The organism is Ferribacterium limneticum, assembly GCF_020510565.1.
Classification (GTDB): domain Bacteria; phylum Pseudomonadota; class Gammaproteobacteria; order Burkholderiales; family Rhodocyclaceae; genus Azonexus; species Azonexus limneticus_B.
This window is the reverse complement of the sequence record NZ_CP075189.1, coordinates 3,462,501-3,479,594: the sequence shown is the minus strand read 5'-3', so window position 1 is coordinate 3,479,594 and position 17,094 is coordinate 3,462,501. Positions and strand designations below refer to the sequence as shown.

Below are 17,094 nucleotides of genomic sequence, written 5' to 3'. Positions count from 1 at the left end.
GCTTTCCGGTTGATTCAGGTGTTGGTAATGACGCGGGGGTGTGGCTGGGGAGCCACGACGCCCATCGAGATAATGTATTTGAGCGCTTCGTCGACGGTCATCTCGAGTTCGATGACATCCTTGGCCGGAAGCATCAGGAAAAACCCCGAGGTCGGGTTGGGCGTGGTCGGCACGTAAACGCTGACATGCTCGCCATCGAGATGATTGACGATATCGCCTCCGGGGCTACCGGTCTGGAAGGCGATGGTCCAGCTGCCCTGGTGGGGGTAGTGAATCAGCAGGGCCTTGCGGAACGCATTGCCATTCGGGGAGAAAAGCGTGTCGGAAACCTGCTTGACACTGTGGTAAACCGAGTTGACCACAGGGATGCGAGCCAGGATCTTTTCTGACCAGACAACGAGTTTCTGGCCAATGAAATTGGTGGCGAGCAGGCCGGTAAACAGGATCATCGCCAGCGTCAGAACCGCCCCGGCGCCAGGAATGGCGAATCCGACCAGGCTTTGCGGATGCATGCCCTCGGGCAGCAGACGCAAGGACTGATCAAGCGTGCTGATGATCATCGACAGCACCCAACCGGTAATGACCAACGGGACCCAGATCAGCAGGCCCGTGATGAAATAGCGTTTAATCAGTTGGCCACGCACGACGAGCAGCTTCCTTCTCCGGTCTGACACGGGGGGGCGGCATCTGCTTTCTTGCTACCACCCTTGAAGTCGGTGGCATACCAGCCACTGCCTTTGAGCTGAAAGCCGGCGGCGGAAAGTAGCTTGCTGTAGCTTTCCTTGCTGCATTCCGGGCAAATCGTGAGCACGGGATCGCTCATTTTTTGCAGATGTTCTTTCTGGAAGCCGCAGGAGTCACAGCGATATTCGTAAATCGGCATGGGAGTCCTCCAAAACCTTGAATTATAACCGAGAGTCAGAGTTGGCTATGTTAGGGTGAGGACGGCTTTTTTCAACCGATAAGACCAAGATAGCTGTGCGTGATCGAATTGCCCCAGAAAAGAGCGATGCCTCCAGCTGCCGCGAGGTAGGGGCCGAACGGAATCGGAACGTTGCGTCCGTGCCGGGTGGCAACGATCAGCGTGATGCCGACGATGGCACCGACCACCGAGGAGAGCAGGATAATGGCTGGCAGCATCTGCCAGCCCAGCCATGCGCCCAGTGCGGCAAGTAGTTTGAAATCGCCATAGCCCATGCCTTCCTTGCCAGTGACCAGCTTGAATAGCCAAAATACGCTCCACAGCGCCAAATAGCCGAGCATCGCGCCGACGACCGCGGAGGGCAGGTCGGCATATGCTCCCCACAGGTTAAGAGTGAGACCCAGCCAGAGCAATGGTAGCGTAATCGAGTCCGGCAACAGTTGAGTGTCGAGGTCGATGGCGGCGAGTGCAATCAGGGACCAGACCAATATGAGTGCGCCGGCCGCTTGAAGTGTCGGGCCGAAATGCCAGGCAACATAGGCCGATACGAGGCCAGTAAGCGCCTCGATGATCGGATAGCGGGGCGAAATGCGCGCATGACATCCCGAGCATTTACCCTTGAGAATCAACAGATAGCTGACAAGCGGGATATTCTCGATGGCTGTAATTTGGTGGCCACAGGTAGGGCAGCGTGAGCGTGGTTTTGCCAGTGATAGAGGCTCTGCCGCGGTCGCTCCCTGCTCTCCGCGCAATTCGGCACATTGCGCCTGCCATTCCTGCTCCATCATTTTGGGTAGTCGGTGAATGACTACATTGAGAAAACTGCCAACACACAGGCCAAGCAGCCCCGCCGCAGCAGCCAGACCGCCCAGGGTTTCCGGAAGCATTAGACGACGGCTCCGATCTTGAATATTGGTAGATACATTGCAACAACCATGCCGCCAATCAGCGTACCGAGGACTACCATGATGATGGGCTCCATCAGGCTGGACATCGCATCCACAGCGTCATCGACTTCCTGTTCAAAAAAATCGGCAACCTTGGAGAGCATGGAATCCAACGCACCAGACTCTTCGCCGATGGATACCATCTGAATTACCATGTTGGGAAATAGATTCACGTTCTGCATTGCGGTAGTCAGGTTGGTACCTGTGGACACCTCACTTTGAATTTGTCGGGTCGCAACTTTGTAAACGTGATTGCCGGCCGCGCCGCCGACTGACTCAAGGGATTCGACCAGTGGTACGCCGGCAGCAAACATAGTGGCCAAGGTTCTGGTCCATCTAGCAATTACTGACTTGCGGACAATTTCTCCAAAAACGGGCATTTTCAGAAGTAGTCGATCCATGGCCATCTGGATTTTTTCTGAGCGCTTCCAGCTCTCAAGAAATGTATAGAGGCCACCGCCAAGAATGCCGAATATCGCCCACCAATAGGCAACGAAAAAGTCTGAAAGCGCAATCACAAACAAGGTCGGCGCTGGGAGGTCGGCACCAAAGCTCTTGAACACATCCTTAAATGCTGGGATCACGAAAATCATGATCACGGCAGTGATGATGAAGGCAACAACCAAGACTGCAATCGGGTAGAACAGTGCAGACTTTATCTTGCCTTTGATTGCTATTATTTTTTCCTTATAGGTTGCAAGGCGGTCCAGCAATGTGTCCAGAATGCCGGCCTGTTCGCCAGCTGCGACGAGATTGCAATACAGTGCATCGAATTGCAGTGGAAACTTGCGGAACGCTTGAGACAGGGAACTGCCTGTTTCAACATCTGACTTAATATCGAGCAGTAATTTGCCGACTGCGGGATTGGAGTGTCCTCGACCGACGATATCGAACGACTGCAACAGCGGGACGCCTGATTTCATCATGGTCGCCAACTGGCGGGTGAACAGGGAAATATCTTTTTCCGTAATCGTGCCACCAGTCTTGAAGCGGACTTTCTTGGCCTTAATGCTGGTTATGCCTTGCCGACGCAGCGTGGTTTGCACGACGGAGTCGCTGGCTGCGCGCATTTCTCCGCGAACGGCTTTGCCATCTTTGTTCTTTCCCTCCCAGAGGAAGGTGTTTTCCTTGACTGCCGAGGCCCTAGATCTTGCGGCGGTAGCCATATTTTTTCCTTTTCATTAGGCGTTGGTAGTGCTTAAGACTTCGTCAAGTGACGTCATGCCTTGTTTTACCTTCAACAAACCGGATTCGCGCAGGTTTTTCACCCCTTCAGCCTTGGCTTGGGCGCCCAGATCAAGCGCAGTGGCTCCGCTCAGGATCAGGCGCTGCATGGCCTCGGATATTGGCATGACCTGATAGATGCCAACTCGCCCTTTGTAGCCAGTACCTTTGCAGCGATCGCAACCGCTCGGGCCGAACAGTGTCCAGGATCCATCGAGGTCTGCCTCCGCATACCCCGCATCAAGAAGTGCCTGTTCTGGAACTGTGATGGGTTTTTTGCAATTGCAGAGTCGACGGGCCAAACGTTGAGCGGTGATCAGGAGAACGCTGGAGGCAATGTTGAACATGGGGACTCCCATGTTCATCAGGCGGGTCAAGGTTTGCGGTGCGTCATTTGTATGCAGTGTCGAAAGTACAAGGTGGCCTGTCTGGGCAGCCTTGATCGATATCTCTGCGGTTTCCAGGTCGCGGATTTCGCCGACCATGATGATGTCCGGATCCTGGCGCAGAAAGGCTTTGAGCGCGACGGGGAAAGTTAGTCCCGCGCGGTCGTCGACGTTAACCTGATTGACGCCGGGGAGGTTTATTTCAGCAGGATCTTCGGCCGTCGAAATATTGATGCCATCCTTGTTCAGGATGTTCAGGCAGGTGTAGAGCGATACCGTTTTGCCGGAGCCGGTTGGCCCGGTCACCAGAATCATTCCGTAAGGCCGGCTGATGGCTTCCAGCAGAGTGGCTTTCTGTTCCGGTTCATAGCCGAGTGCCTCAATGCCCAATGTGGCGGAAGTAGGGTCGAGAATCCGCATAACGATCTTTTCGCCCTGCAATGTCGGCAGGGTACTGACCCGGAAATCGATGGCCCGATTCTTCGATAATACGAGTCGCATCCGCCCATCTTGGGGGACACGCTTTTCGGCAATATTCAGTCGGGAAATGACCTTGATTCGCGAGGCGATTTTTTCCTTGATCGCCAAGGGGGGCGTGGCGACTTCACGCAAGATACCGTCGACCCGAAAGCGGATGCGATAGAACTTTTCGTAGGGTTCGAAGTGGATGTCGGAAGCGCCGTCGTTGATGGCATCCAGCAACATTTTCTGAATGAATTTGACAACCGGAGCATCATCAATCTCCTGGCCGGCCACTTCGTCAGCTTTGCCTGCCGCTTCTTCGTCGAGAAAGTCGAGGTTGATGTCTTCGCTGGTGAAATTCTTGAGTGCATCCGCAGCGGATTCGGCGTACTTGGCAACCAGAGGGGCGAGTTTCGATTGCTCGACGACGATGGGGTCGACAGCGAGTCCGGTCTGAAAGCGTATTTCGTCGAGGGCGCGCAGATTGGTCGGGTCGGCGATGGCGACCGAAAGACGGTTGCCACGCTTGTTGAGCGGGATGACTTTGTGGGTGGCGATCAGCTTTCTGTCGATCGCGTCTGACGGGATGTGCGCCTCATCGAATGCGGCGAGATCGAGTAGTGGATAGCCAAAGGTGTCGGCAACGAAACGCGCGATATCGAGCGCGCCGGCTTTTTGGCTGATTATGATCTGCTCGATCAGCGATGTCTTGCTGCTGTGAGCTTGTGCCAGCAATTGTTCTGCCTCGGCCTCCTTGAGTTGCCCGGCCTGTACAAGGGCTCGTGCCAGGCCGCCGAGTGGAGGATTTTGAGGTGTTGCTGCCATTGATCGATATGGAAATGCCGATTAGATCGCTTGATGATGCTACGCAGGCGCCCGTTTGTAAAGGATCGCTCGGTTGCCAGGCGGGTTCAGGTCGAAAGTTGCAGACGTTAACGACACCTCTGCGTCGGGTCTCATGCTCTTGAATGGCGACCCCGGCAGCGCCGCCGAAAAGGGGGTGTCTGCTGCTTAGACGCGTCCGAGGATGACTTCGGCGACGAATCGACTGCCAACGTAGGCCAGAATCAGCAGCGCGAATCCGGCCAGGGTCCAGCGCAGGGCGCGTTTGCCACGCCAGCCCCAAACGTGGCGCCCAACAAGCAGTGTGGCAAAGATGCCCCACGAAGCGAAGGCGAACAGGGTTTTGTGATCCACCGTCAGAGGTTTGCCAAACAGGGCTTCGGAGAAGAAAACACCGCTACCGACAGTCAGGGTCAATAGAACGAAGCCGACGAGCAGCATGCGGAACAGCAACTTTTCCATGGTCAGTAGGGGCGGCAGGCTGTTCAGACTGCGTTTCAGCGAGTGCTTGTGCAGGGCGTTTTCGGTAAAGCCCATGAAAATCGCGTGCAGTGCAGACAGGGTCAGCAGGCTGTAGGCCAGCATGGCGGCCAGGAAGTGGAGTTTGAAGCCGGTGGCGCTGGCGTGGGCGACCAGATGAACGTTCGGGAAGAAGACGGGAAGCGCGGTGCATAGTGCTGCCAGCGGCAGAACCATGGGCTGCATGCCCTCCATGCGTGCCATGAAGCTTTCCAGCCAGTAAATGAGAACGGCGAGCCACATCATGAGCGACAGGGCAAAACTGAACGAGAAGCGCATGCCGACTTCGGCAAACAGGGCGTCGTAAAGGCCGGTGGCGTGCACGACCAAGGCGGTGGCAATGGCAACCCGTTCCCAGATTTGCATGGGACAGGCGACACACTGGTTTTCTCCCTCGCGCCAGCGGGTGTTCCAGAAATGGAAGCCAAGTGCACCATAAAGCAGGGCAGCAAGAATGTGCGGCAGAAGCTGAATTACAATATCAACCATCCTTAGATTCTACTAGAAGCCCAAACGACATGCTCGATAACCTGACCAATCGCCTTGCTCGCGTCATGAAGACGCTCAAGGGCGAAGCTCGCCTGACCGAAACCAATATTGCCGATGCCTTGCGCGAAGTGCGTATGGCGCTGCTCGAGGCCGACGTGGCCTTGCCGGTGGTCAAGGATTTTATCGCTGCAGTGAAGGAAAAGGCGGTCGGCGAGGCGGTGATCGGTTCGTTGAGCCCGGGTCAGGCGCTGATCGGCGTTGTGCACGCCGAACTGACCAAGATCATGGGCGATGCCCACGAAGGCATCAATTTCAATACCCAGCCGCCGGCGATTATCCTGATGGCTGGTTTGCAGGGCGCCGGCAAGACGACGACGGTCGGCAAGCTGGGCAAGTTCCTCAAGGAAAATCACAAGAAGAAGGTGCTGGTTGTCTCCTGTGACGTTTATCGTCCGGCGGCTATCGAGCAGTTGAAATCGGTGGCCGGGCAGGCCGGGATCGATTTCTTCCCGTCGACCATTGGCGAGAAGCCCGAGGCGATTGCCGTGGCGGCGATTGACTGGGCCAAGCGTCATTACCACGACGTGTTGCTCGTCGATACGGCCGGCCGTCTGGCTATCGACGAAGAAATGATGGCCGAAATCAAGCGGCTGCATGCCGCGATCAACCCGATCGAAACATTGTTCGTCGTCGATGCCATGTTGGGCCAGGATGCGGTCAATACGGCCAAGTCCTTCAACGAGGCATTGCCGCTGACGGGCGTCGTGCTGACCAAGCTGGATGGCGATTCGCGTGGTGGTGCAGCGTTGTCGGTGCGCCATGTCACCGGCAAGCCAATCAAGTTCTCGGGTGTGGGCGAGAAGCTGACCGGGCTGGAGGCTTTCCATCCGGAGCGGATGGCCTCGCGGATTCTCGGTATGGGCGATGTGTTGTCGCTGATCGAAGATGCCAAGAAAGGTCTGGATGAGGAAAAGGCGATTGCCTTCGCCAAGAAGCTCAAATCCGGCAAGGGCTTCGATCTCAACGATTTCAAGGAACAGATCGGCCAGATGCGCAATATGGGCGGCCTGTCGGCGCTGATGGACAAGATGCCGGCACAGATCGCCCAGATGGCCGGTCAGATGCCGGCCGGGGCTGAGAACAAGATGGTCGGACGGGTCGAGGGGATCATCAATTCGATGACGCCGCTTGAGCGGGCCAAGCCGGAACTGATCAAAGCCAGCCGCAAGCGTCGCATAGCGATGGGGGCGGGGGTTCAGGTGCAGGAGGTCAATCGCCTGCTCAACCAGTTCGAACAGTCGCAGAAAATGATGAAGATGATGGCCAAGGGCGGCATCGGCAAGCTCATGCGTGGCATGAAGGGAATGATGCCTGGGATGCGCTGATTTCATTTTTGGGTCTTTTTTCCGGTTGACCGTGGCAATCCCACGGTCAACCGGAAAAAAGGCCCAAAATCAAAGTCCTGACTGTGCCAGTCGGGAAGGTTTGTCGTAACCCCACTGGTTCTGCCAGGCGGCGCGGACCATGTTCGGATATTCCGGTTTTCCCAGGCTGCCGTTGTAGCGGCCGAGGGCGCGGAAGTAGTCGCCCTTTTCGATATCCAGGTAATGACGCAGGATGGTGCAGCCGTAGCGCAGGCTGGTCCGCAGGTCGAACAGCGAGTCATCCGGGCGGCCGATCACCTTGACCCAGAAGGGCATGACCTGCATGTAGCCGCGCGCCCCGGCCGACGACACGGCGTATTTGCGGAAGCCGGATTCGACCTGCATCAGGCCGAGCACCAGCTGCGGATCCAGCCCGGCGCGGGTCGCTTCGTAATGCACGCTGCGCAACAGATCGATGCGGTATTCGCGGTTCGGGATGCGTTTTTCCAGCCGGCGCGACATCTCGCCCAGCCAGTCGGCCGCCTCCATCGGGGTCTTGAACGAACTGACTGTCGGGCGGGAGTCTGAGACAGCCTTGTGCAGCGCAGCCTGGACGCTGGCCGAAAGCGGTTCATATACTTGCGCGCCGGCGAAGGCCGCTGACGCGCCACACAAACAAAGGGCCGCAATCAGGCGGCGCACAACTTTCCTTTGAGGACGCTGAGTACATCGGCTTGCGCGATCATCGTCGGTTCAGCATCGCGGCGGCCCTTGTATTCGAGCTGGCCTTCGTTCAGACCGCGCTCGCCAATGACGACGCGATGCGGGATGCCGATCAGTTCCATGTCGGCAAACATGACGCCGGGGCGCTCGTTGCGGTCATCGAGCACGACGTCGATGCCAGCCGCCTTCAATTCACCGTATAGCTGGTCGGCGGCCGCCTTGACAGCCTCGCTCTTGTGATAGCCCATCGGCACCAGGCAGACCTCGAACGGCGCTATGGCCGGCGGCAGGATGATGCCTTTGTCGTCGTTGCCCTGCTCGATGGCGGCGCCGACGATGCGCGACACGCCAATCCCGTAGCAACCCATTTCCATGATCTGGCTCTTGCCGTTTTCATCGAGGTAAGCGCAGTTCAGCGCCTCGGCGTACTTCTGGCGGAGCTGGAAAATGTGGCCGACTTCGATGCCGCGGAGGATTTCCAGCGTGCCTTTGCCGTCGGGCGAAGGATCGCCAGCGACGACGTTGCGGATATCGGCCACTTCCGGTTCCGGCAGATCGCGGCCAAAATTGACGCCGGTCAGGTGGAAACCTGCCTCGTTGGCTCCGCAAACGAAATCGCTCATCGCGGCAACGCTGCGGTCGGCAAAAATAGCCACTTTTTTCCGGTCGACCGTGGAAGGGCCGATATAGCCGGGCTGGCAGCCCAGATATTCCTCGACCTCGCGCTCCGTAGCGAAACGGAAGGGGTTGATGGCGACAATCTTGCTCGCCTTGATTTCATTCAGTTCGTGGTCGCCGCGCAGCAAGAGCAGGGCGAATGTCGTGCTGCCATCTTCCTTCTCGCTCATGACGGCAATCGATTTAACGATTTTTTCCAGCGGTACGCCCAGGCATTCGGCGACATCGACGCAAGCCATCTTGCCCGGTGTGGCGACCTTGGTCATCGTCAGCGTCGCAGCGCCGCGCGCGGTGGACGGCGCCACGGCCTCGGCCAGTTCGACGTTGGCGGCATAGCCGGAATCCGGGCAGAAAGCGATATCATCCTCGCCGGAATCGGCCAGAACGTGGAATTCATGCGAGCCGGTGCCGCCAATCGAGCCGGTGTCAGCCGCCACGGCACGGAACCGCAGGCCCAGGCGCGTGAAAATCCGGCTGTAGGTGTCGTACATGTTGCAGTATTCGCGCTTCAAATCGTCGAAAGACGAATGGAACGAGTAGCCGTCCTTCATCAGGAATTCGCGTCCGCGCATGACGCCAAAACGGGGACGAATCTCGTCGCGGAACTTGGTCTGCACCTGATACAGGTGAATCGGCAGCTGACGATAGCTCTTCACATCGCGCCGCACGACGTCAGTAATCACTTCCTCGTGTGTCGGGCCGATGACAAATTCGCGCTGGTGACGATCCTTGAAACGCAGCAGTTCCGGGCCGTATTGTTCCCAGCGGCCGGATTCCTGCCACAGTTCGGCCGGCTGCACGGCCGGCATCAGCAGCTCAAGCGCACCGGCATTGTTCATCTCTTCGCGCACGATATTCTCAACCTTGCGCAGCACACGCAAACCGAGCGGCATCCAGGTATAAATGCCCGCCGCGGCGCGCTTGATATAGCCGGCGCGCAGCATCATTTTCTGGCTGATAACTTCAGCGTCGGCCGGCGCTTCCTTGAGTGTTGTAAAAAAGAACTGCGAAGTGCGCATGGGATGCTCTTGAATTCGTTGCGAAACCTCGATTTTACACGGTCCCGCTTCTTTGCATGCGGGAGCCCTTTGTGAAAGAATCCGCCTAACTACTAATTTTCAGGATTTCTATGCTCGACCGCGAAGGCTATCGCCCGAACGTCGGCATCATTCTTTGTAACGCCAAGAACGAGGTTTTCTGGGGAAAACGCATACGTGAACATTCCTGGCAGTTTCCGCAAGGTGGCATCAAACGCGGCGAAACGCCGGAAGAAGCCATGTTTCGAGAACTGCACGAAGAGGTCGGGCTCCTGCCCGAACACGTGCGTATCCTTGGGCGAACCAAAGGCTGGTTGCGTTACGAAGTGCCGACACACTGGATCAAGCGCGAATGGCGCGGATCCTACAAGGGCCAGAAACAGATCTGGTTCCTGCTTCGCCTGGTAGGGCGCGACAGCGACGTCAGTCTGCGCGCTACCAACAAGCCGGAATTTGATGCCTGGCGCTGGAACGATTACTGGATTCCGCTCGATGCGGTGATCGAGTTCAAACGCCTGGTTTACGAGCAGGCGCTCAACGAGCTCGTCCGCTTCATCGATTTCGACCGCAAAGGGACGAAGCACCGACGGCTGTCTGGTGAGCCGTCGGATTCCGATGTTCCAGCCTCGCACGAGGATTAACCATGTCATTGTTCCGCAGTGCATCGCTCTTGTTGGCTGCCACGCTGGTATCCGCCACGGCTTTTGCTGATTTCGAAGAGGATTACGAGAGCAAGCAATGGCAGGAAATCGAGGTTCAGCTGCCGGCGGCGCCCAAGCAAGAAACTTTGCTGCCGTTTTACGTCAGCGCAGCCACTGAAAACCGCTTTTTTATCGATGGGGCGACGCTCACCGTCGGTAGCGATGGCGTCGTGCGCTACGTCCTGCTCGTCTTGACGCCGCAGGGCGCCCGCAACGTGACCTACGAAGGGATGCGTTGCGAGACTCGTGAGCGTCGTATCTATGCCTCGGGGCGGCTGGATGGAAGCTGGTCGAAGGCCCGGAAAAACGAATGGGTACGCATTCAGGATGCCTATGCGAATCGTCAGCATGCAGCGCTCTTTCTTGAGTATTTCTGCCCAGTTGGCAACATTGTGCAAGATGCCGCTGAGGCGCGAAACGCCTTGATAAAAGGCGTGCACCCGGATAACAAGCGCTGAAGCCATGTCTCCTGATCAACTGATTGTCGAATTTGACCGTGCCTTGCGCACAGTGCTTGTGCCGGCACGCAGCGTTCGTTCAACGCCTGGCGAAGCGTTACCGGAAGCTGATCTGGATGCCGAACAAAAGGGGCATGCTATTGGCCTGATGCGTGTCAACCACTGCGGTGAAATTTGCGCTCAGGCGTTGTATCAAGGGCAAGCACTTACTTCCCGGGATCCAGCAATCCGCGAGGCGCTACGTGGCGCCGCTAACGAAGAAACCGAGCATCTTGCCTGGACAGAACAGCGTATTACCGAATTGGGGGGGCGCAAAAGCCTGCTCAATCCGTTCCTCTATCTTGGTTCGCTGAGTCTGGGGCTTGCCGCGGGCGCTTTGGGCGACAAATGGAATCTGGGTTTCCTGGCTGAAACCGAGCGGCAGGTCGAAGCCCATCTGGACGGGCATTTGCTTAGTTTGCCTGCGGAGGATGGCCGTTCGCGGGCGATAGTCGACCAGATGCGCCTAGATGAGATCCAGCATGCCGAAACGGCCGTTCAATATGGTGCGGCCGAACTTCCCTCTCCGATAAAAATCGCCATGAAAATGGCGGCCAAGGTGATGACCGGGGCCGCCTACCGCATCTGATCTGCCAATAAGGGGATCAGTCTTCTTCGATGATTTCGAAGTCGTGCGTGATCTCTGCTGTCTTGGCCATCATGATTGATGCCGAGCAATATTTGTCTTTTGACAGCTCGATTGCGCGCGCAACGACATCAGGCTTGAGCTGCTTACCTTTGACGCGGTAGTGAAAGTGGATGTGCGTGAAGATCTTTGGATCGCTCTCGGCGCGCTCTGCCTTCAGGCTGACATCGCAACCGCTAACGGCGTGGCGCCCTTTCTTCAGAATCAATACGACGTCAAATGCTGTGCAACCACCGGTGCCGGCCAAAACCATCTCCATTGGACGCAGGCCCAGATTTCTTCCTCCTGCCTCTGGTGCGCCATCCATGACCACGGCGTGACCGCTGCCGGTCTCCGCGACAAACGACATTCCAGCATCGTTACCCATCCATCTAATGGTGCATTCCATAGTGATCTCCTTGCAAGACCGTGAATTCTAACGGATGTGATGTGTTCGGGCTTGATCTCGGAGAAATGCTGCGCCGCAGCAAATTATTGCCTGTTTTTCACCGGCGACGGGGTTGTCATATGTTTTCGTAATGGTAAATTTAGTGAATTGTTAATTGTATTACTGCTTTAAATCAATATATTAATCTATATAAATAATATTTATTTTTAAATAATCAATCAAATGGTGCGTTGCACAAATATATCTTGTGCTCTGCGCGCAGTTCGTGGAGAATGCAAAGCGTACGAACTGTAGTGACTTAACAGCGATGAGTTCTTCAGTTCAGATTTGTCTCCTCCACCCTCCTCCTTTGGTGTGGATTTAACGCGGCTCAGCGAGCCGCGTTTTTTTTGTCCTTTTGTTGTTGAAATGAATGGATGGGCATTGACACCTGTTGCAGGAGTCGACTAGAATCCGCGCCTTTCTCCAATCTGCGCCCAAATTTTTCAGGACGGCACACTTATATGAAAACGTTTTCCGCCAAGCCACATGAGGTGAAGCGCGAGTGGTTTGTGGTAGACGCCACAGACAAGGTGCTCGGCCGCCTCGCAACCGAAATTGCCCGCCGTCTGCGTGGCAAGCACAAGGCTATTTACACCCCGCACGTTGATACCGGCGATTTCATCGTTGTTACCAATGTCGAAAAGCTTACCGTGACCGGTAACAAGGCCGAAGATAAAAAGTACTACCGTCACTCCGGTTATCCGGGCGGTATCTACGAAACCAACTTCAAGAAGATGCAGCAGCGTTTCCCGGGCCGTGCCCTGGAAACCGCCGTCAAGGGCATGCTGCCGAAGGGTCCGCTGGGCTATGCCATGCTCAAGAAGCTTAAGTGCTACGCTGGCGAACAGCATCCTCACACTGCCCAGCAGCCGAAGGCTCTGGAAATCTAAGGGGTTATCATGGCTGAAGGTTATTTTTACGGTACCGGTCGTCGCAAGAGCGCCGTTGCTCGTGTGTTCATGAAGCGCGGCTCTGGCGCCATCGTTGTTAATGGCAAGCCGGTTGATCAGTTCTTCTCTCGCGAAACGGGCCGCATGATTGTGCGTCAGCCGTTGGCGCTGGTTGAACAGTTGAGTGGCTTTGATATCAAAGTCAACGTTATCGGCGGTGGCGAATCCGGCCAGGCAGGCGCAGTTCGCCACGGTATTACCCGTGCGCTGATCGAATACGATGCTGCACTGAAGCCCGCGCTGTCGAAGGCTGGTTTCGTCACTCGCGATGCCCGTGAAGTCGAGCGTAAGAAGGTCGGCTTCCACAAAGCCCGTCGTCGCAAGCAATTCTCCAAGCGTTAATTCGTTTCGCGAAGAAAAAGCCGCCTTTGGGCGGCTTTTTTGTTTTTGGGTCGCGGAGTATCATGCCTCCTCGCTTTGTGGTCGGTGCCTTGATGTTACCTATGGTCAAGAATTTGAAATCATGGTGAGGGGGATGGGGATGGGTCGCATGTCGAGCCGAGACGAATTCACGGTGTTATGCCAACTCCTGCTGTAGCCCTGAGGCTGAGGCGGTTTCGACGGCGTTTCGGAATTGCGGCGCCGAAGGTGGTTGTGCGAAGTCATTTCCCATGGCAATGGCTCGCTCTGCCAGTTGTGTTGTTGGCTCTCTTGGTTGGGGCTGTCGGATGGTTGATGGCTCAGCGCAATGAGACGGGGACGCTGGGGCAGGAAGTAGAGGTGTTGCGTCAGCAATTACTGGCGCAACAAGAGGAGTTGAATATTCTCCGCTCGGGTGCAGGAGTCGGCCGAAACGCGGTCAGTATTGAACGGGCAACTCAGCAGCAATTGCTGGGAAGAATTCAGGGCTTGGAAGCTCAAAATGCTGCGCTTAAGGAGGATATCCTTTTGTATGAGCGATTGATCCCGGTGGCTGGAGAGGGCGCTGCTATTCGTATTGAGAACTTTCGAGTTGCTCAGGAGGTGCCGGGGCGTTTTCGCTATCGATTGCTCCTTGCATTTCAGCCCGACAGCCAGAATCCCGATTTTCGTGGGCGCCTTCAGTTGGTCGTTAATATTGATATCTCCGGAAAGAGGGGGCAGTTGCTATTGCCAGATAAACGGGAAAGTCTCGCGGAGTATCAGTTTGAGCTAAAACATTTTTTGCGTCGTGAAGGGGTGTTTGAGTTGCCAGTGGGGGCTGTCTTGTTGGGGGTGGAGGCCAGGGTTCTGCAGGGTGATACACTTAGGTTCAAGCGATTGGCTCAACTCTAGGAGTAGACCAGATGTTCGGAAAAAAAGTAGAAAGCAAATCCTTGGGGCGTATCGATAGTCTGATTGGTGCCGGCACTCGTGTAGAAGGCAGTATTTGTTTTACAGGAGGATTGCGCATTGATGGAGAGGTTAAGGGCAGTATTCTTGCCGCCGAGGGGGCCTCTTCCTCCATGCTTGTGCTGAGTGAGCATGCGCGGGTTGAGGGAGCGGTGAATGTGGCTCATTTGGTAACGAACGGCACGGTTGTCGGTCCGGTTGCTGTGACTCAGTCGCTGGAGATGCAATCAAAGGCACGCATTGTCGGTGATGTTGAATACGCCATAATTGAAATGCAGCAAGGTGCTGTCATCGAAGGTCGCCTGCTCCATTCGGCCAGCAAACCGGTGGAACTAAAGTTGGCGACTTCTGCCTAATTTTATTGACCGTGATTTCGTCGGCTCGCATAATTTCGCACGAATTTTCTCAGGAGTTTGTCTTATGAACGTAGTTGCTGAAACGACCTCGCCTTTTGTTTTTACTGATAGTGCTGCCGGCAAGGTAAAGGAACTGATCGAAGAGGAGGGTAATCCCGGCCTTAAATTGCGTGTTTTCGTCACTGGCGGAGGGTGTTCCGGTTTTCAGTACGGATTCACTTTTGACGAGGAGGTCAATGAAGACGATACGACCATGGAAAAAAATGGCGTTACCCTGCTGATCGATCCAATGAGCTATCAATATTTGGTCGGGGCTGAGATTGACTACAGTGAGGGGCTGGAGGGTGCGCAGTTTGTCATTCGTAATCCGAATGCAACCTCTACCTGTGGTTGTGGGTCATCGTTTTCGGCTTGATTGATTCTATTTGTGAAAAAGGCGGAGGCGGCGAAAGCCGCCTTTTTTGCGGCTATTGAGTTCCGTTGGGTGTTCGAGAGATTGATATTCTTGAAGTTGTCTACGGTGTAATTGACTGATTTCAGTGGTGTGGTTGATGGAGGTTGGAGAAAGTTTCAGTTTTGTGTTGACGGCGTGGATTTAATCAGTAGAATGCGCACCTCTCCTGCGGTGCCGGGCGTTTCCGGCGGTTGTAGGGGAGTCAGGCGAAGCAAGAAATTTTGCAGAAAAGCTTGACGGGAGGTGAGAAGTTCTTCATAATCTTGCCTCTCCGCTGCAGACGAAGCGAAAGCGACGGCGCGGTGAAGTAAGAAGCTCTTTAACAATTTGGACAACCGATAGGTGTGGGTGCCTTGATGCGAAGCGACGCAAGTCGCAAAAAGTATTAAAGGCAATCACACGGATGGAGAGATCCATCGAGGTAGATGTAACAATCTACCGTCAGTGAATTGTGAGTTGTTTTTTTGTTGGATTGAACTGAAGAGTTTGATCCTGGCTCAGATTGAACGCTGGCGGCATGCCTTACACATGCAAGTCGAACGGCAGCACGGGAGCAATCCTGGTGGCGAGTGGCGAACGGGTGAGTAATGTATCGGAACGTACCTTTCAGTGGGGGATAACGTAGCGAAAGTTACGCTAATACCGCATATTCTGTGAGCAGGAAAGCAGGGGATCGCAAGACCTTGCGCTGATTGAGCGGCCGATATCAGATTAGCTAGTTGGTGAGGTAAAGGCTCACCAAGGCGACGATCTGTAGCGGGTCTGAGAGGATGATCCGCCACACTGGAACTGAGACACGGTCCAGACTCCTACGGGAGGCAGCAGTGGGGAATTTTGGACAATGGGGGCAACCCTGATCCAGCCATGCCGCGTGAGTGAAGAAGGCCTTCGGGTTGTAAAGCTCTTTCAGCCGGGAAGAAAACGCATGGGTTAATACCCTGTGTGGATGACGGTACCGGAATAAGAAGCACCGGCTAACTACGTGCCAGCAGCCGCGGTAATACGTAGGGTGCGAGCGTTAATCGGAATTACTGGGCGTAAAGCGTGCGCAGGCGGTTTGTTAAGATAGGCGTGAAATCCCCGGGCTCAACCTGGGAACTGCGTTTATGACTGGCAGGCTAGAGTATGGCAGAGGGGGGTGGAATTCCACGTGTAGCAGTGAAATGCGTAGAGATGTGGAGGAACACCGATGGCGAAGGCAGCCCCCTGGGCCAATACTGACGCTCATGCACGAAAGCGTGGGTAGCAAACAGGATTAGATACCCTGGTAGTCCACGCCCTAAACGATGTCAACTAGGTGTTGGGTGGGTAAAACCATTTAGTACCGGAGCTAACGCGTGAAGTTGACCGCCTGGGGAGTACGGCCGCAAGGTTAAAACTCAAAGGAATTGACGGGGACCCGCACAAGCGGTGGATGATGTGGATTAATTCGATGCAACGCGAAAAACCTTACCTACCCTTGACATGTCCGGAAGCCCTTAGAGATTTGGGTGTGCTCGAAAGAGAGCCGGAACACAGGTGCTGCATGGCTGTCGTCAGCTCGTGTCGTGAGATGTTGGGTTAAGTCCCGCAACGAGCGCAACCCTTGTCGTTAATTGCCATCATTCAGTTGGGCACTTTAACGAGACTGCCGGTGACAAACCGGAGGAAGGTGGGGATGACGTCAAGTCCTCATGGCCCTTATGGGTAGGGCTTCACACGTCATACAATGGTCGGTACAAAGGGTTGCCAACCCGCGAGGGGGAGCTAATCCCAGAAAGCCGATCGTAGTCCGGATCGTAGGCTGCAACTCGCCTGCGTGAAGTCGGAATCGCTAGTAATCGTGGATCAGCATGTCACGGTGAATACGTTCCCGGGTCTTGTACACACCGCCCGTCACACCATGGGAGCGGGTTCCGCCAGAAGTAGGTAGCCTAACCGCAAGGAGGGCGCTTACCACGGCGGGGTTCGTGACTGGGGTGAAGTCGTAACAAGGTAGCCGTAGGGGAACCTGCGGCTGGATCACCTCCTTTCTAGAGAAGCATCTCTGGCACCCACAACCTATCGGTTGTTCATGAGTAGCAAACAGACGAGGGTCTGTAGCTCAGTCGGTTAGAGCACCGTCTTGATAAGGCGGGGGTCGTTGGTTCGATTCCAACCAGACCCACCAACGTCA

General features: G+C 55.5%; 18 protein-coding genes, 1 tRNA gene and 1 rRNA gene. 11 read left to right on the top strand and 9 right to left on the bottom strand.

Features of this window, described 5'->3' with window-relative positions:
* Positions 1 to 14: 14 nt before the first annotated feature.
* The 6 genes from KI610_RS16655 to KI610_RS16630 form a co-directional block, all read right to left on the bottom strand.
* A complete protein-coding gene (locus KI610_RS16655) occupies positions 15 to 629 on the bottom strand; it encodes a DUF502 domain-containing protein (protein WP_226498565.1) in 615 nt (204 codons plus the stop codon).
* Positions 629 to 883, bottom strand: a complete 255-nt coding sequence (locus KI610_RS16650; RefSeq protein ID WP_226496066.1) for an FmdB family zinc ribbon protein — start codon at positions 881 to 883, stop codon at positions 629 to 631. Before KI610_RS16650 ends, KI610_RS16655 begins: the two co-directional genes overlap by 1 nt.
* Before the next feature lie 71 nt (positions 884 to 954).
* A complete protein-coding gene (locus tag KI610_RS16645) occupies positions 955 to 1,809 on the bottom strand; it encodes a prepilin peptidase (protein ID WP_226496065.1) in 855 nt (284 codons plus the stop codon).
* Entirely contained in the window at positions 1,809 to 3,035 is a 1,227-nt protein-coding gene (locus tag KI610_RS16640; protein WP_226496064.1) for a type II secretion system F family protein, read from the bottom strand. The genes KI610_RS16645 and KI610_RS16640 overlap by 1 nt, the downstream gene beginning before the upstream one ends.
* Before the next feature lie 15 nt (positions 3,036 to 3,050).
* Positions 3,051 to 4,766: a type IV-A pilus assembly ATPase PilB gene (gene pilB, locus KI610_RS16635; RefSeq protein ID WP_226496063.1), complete on the bottom strand. Its 1,716-nt coding sequence runs from the start codon at positions 4,764 to 4,766 to the stop codon at positions 3,051 to 3,053.
* A 186-nt stretch (positions 4,767 to 4,952) separates the two neighbouring features.
* Positions 4,953 to 5,792, bottom strand: a complete 840-nt coding sequence (locus KI610_RS16630; protein WP_226496062.1) for a cytochrome C assembly family protein — start codon at positions 5,790 to 5,792, stop codon at positions 4,953 to 4,955.
* A gap of 29 nt (positions 5,793 to 5,821) precedes the next feature.
* Here KI610_RS16630 and ffh point away from each other — a divergent pair, with 29 nt between their 5' ends.
* Positions 5,822 to 7,177: a signal recognition particle protein gene (ffh, locus tag KI610_RS16625; protein ID WP_226496061.1), complete on the top strand. Its 1,356-nt coding sequence runs from the start codon at positions 5,822 to 5,824 to the stop codon at positions 7,175 to 7,177.
* A 69-nt stretch (positions 7,178 to 7,246) separates the two neighbouring features.
* On the opposite strand, the gene KI610_RS16620 is transcribed toward ffh, so the two are convergent.
* Both KI610_RS16620 and KI610_RS16615 read right to left on the bottom strand, forming a co-directional pair.
* The gene (locus KI610_RS16620; protein WP_226496060.1) at positions 7,247 to 7,858 is read right to left on the bottom strand and encodes a lytic transglycosylase domain-containing protein; all 612 of its coding nucleotides are present in this window, start codon (positions 7,856 to 7,858) and stop codon (positions 7,247 to 7,249) included.
* Positions 7,846 to 9,576, bottom strand: a complete 1,731-nt coding sequence (locus KI610_RS16615; RefSeq protein ID WP_226496059.1) for a proline--tRNA ligase — start codon at positions 9,574 to 9,576, stop codon at positions 7,846 to 7,848. Before KI610_RS16615 ends, KI610_RS16620 begins: the two co-directional genes overlap by 13 nt.
* A 110-nt stretch (positions 9,577 to 9,686) precedes the next feature.
* Here KI610_RS16615 and KI610_RS16610 point away from each other — a divergent pair, with 110 nt between their 5' ends.
* From KI610_RS16610 to coq7, 3 genes are read left to right on the top strand one after another with little or no spacing between them, the layout of a single operon-like run.
* A complete protein-coding gene (locus KI610_RS16610; protein ID WP_226496058.1) occupies positions 9,687 to 10,235 on the top strand; it encodes an RNA pyrophosphohydrolase in 549 nt (182 codons plus the stop codon).
* A 2-nt stretch (positions 10,236 to 10,237) separates the two neighbouring features.
* Complete coding sequence (locus tag KI610_RS16605) at positions 10,238 to 10,753, top strand: CNP1-like family protein (protein ID WP_226496057.1); 516 nt, start codon at positions 10,238 to 10,240, stop codon at positions 10,751 to 10,753.
* Positions 10,754 to 10,757: 4 nt separating this feature from the next.
* Complete coding sequence (gene coq7, locus KI610_RS16600) at positions 10,758 to 11,381, top strand: 2-polyprenyl-3-methyl-6-methoxy-1,4-benzoquinone monooxygenase (RefSeq protein WP_226496056.1); 624 nt, start codon at positions 10,758 to 10,760, stop codon at positions 11,379 to 11,381.
* Between the two features lie 16 nt (positions 11,382 to 11,397).
* Here coq7 and KI610_RS16595 read toward each other — a convergent pair whose 3' ends face one another.
* Positions 11,398 to 11,826 (bottom strand): OsmC family protein, encoded by a 429-nt coding sequence (locus KI610_RS16595; protein ID WP_226496055.1) that lies wholly within the window; start codon positions 11,824 to 11,826, stop codon positions 11,398 to 11,400.
* A 503-nt stretch (positions 11,827 to 12,329) separates the two neighbouring features.
* Here KI610_RS16595 and rplM point away from each other — a divergent pair.
* The 7 genes from rplM to KI610_RS16560 all read left to right on the top strand — a co-directional run bounded on the left by rplM (position 12,330) and on the right by KI610_RS16560 (position 17,088).
* Positions 12,330 to 12,758 (top strand): 50S ribosomal protein L13, encoded by a 429-nt coding sequence (rplM, locus tag KI610_RS16590; protein ID WP_117607868.1) that lies wholly within the window; start codon positions 12,330 to 12,332, stop codon positions 12,756 to 12,758.
* Positions 12,759 to 12,767: 9 nt separating this feature from the next.
* Entirely contained in the window at positions 12,768 to 13,160 is a 393-nt protein-coding gene (rpsI, locus tag KI610_RS16585) for a 30S ribosomal protein S9 (protein WP_226403796.1), read from the top strand.
* A gap of 333 nt (positions 13,161 to 13,493) precedes the next feature.
* Complete coding sequence (locus KI610_RS16580) at positions 13,494 to 14,072, top strand: DUF6776 family protein (RefSeq protein ID WP_226496054.1); 579 nt, start codon at positions 13,494 to 13,496, stop codon at positions 14,070 to 14,072.
* 11 nt (positions 14,073 to 14,083) lie between these two features.
* A complete protein-coding gene (locus KI610_RS16575; RefSeq protein WP_226496053.1) occupies positions 14,084 to 14,485 on the top strand; it encodes a bactofilin family protein in 402 nt (133 codons plus the stop codon).
* A gap of 64 nt (positions 14,486 to 14,549) precedes the next feature.
* Positions 14,550 to 14,900, top strand: coding sequence for an iron-sulfur cluster insertion protein ErpA (gene erpA, locus KI610_RS16570; protein WP_226496052.1), 351 nt, complete (start codon positions 14,550 to 14,552; stop codon positions 14,898 to 14,900).
* 513 nt (positions 14,901 to 15,413) lie between these two features.
* Positions 15,414 to 16,951, top strand: a 16S ribosomal RNA gene (locus tag KI610_RS16565).
* Positions 16,952 to 17,011: 60 nt separating this feature from the next.
* Positions 17,012 to 17,088 (top strand) — tRNA-Ile (locus KI610_RS16560).
* Positions 17,089 to 17,094 lie beyond the last annotated feature (6 nt).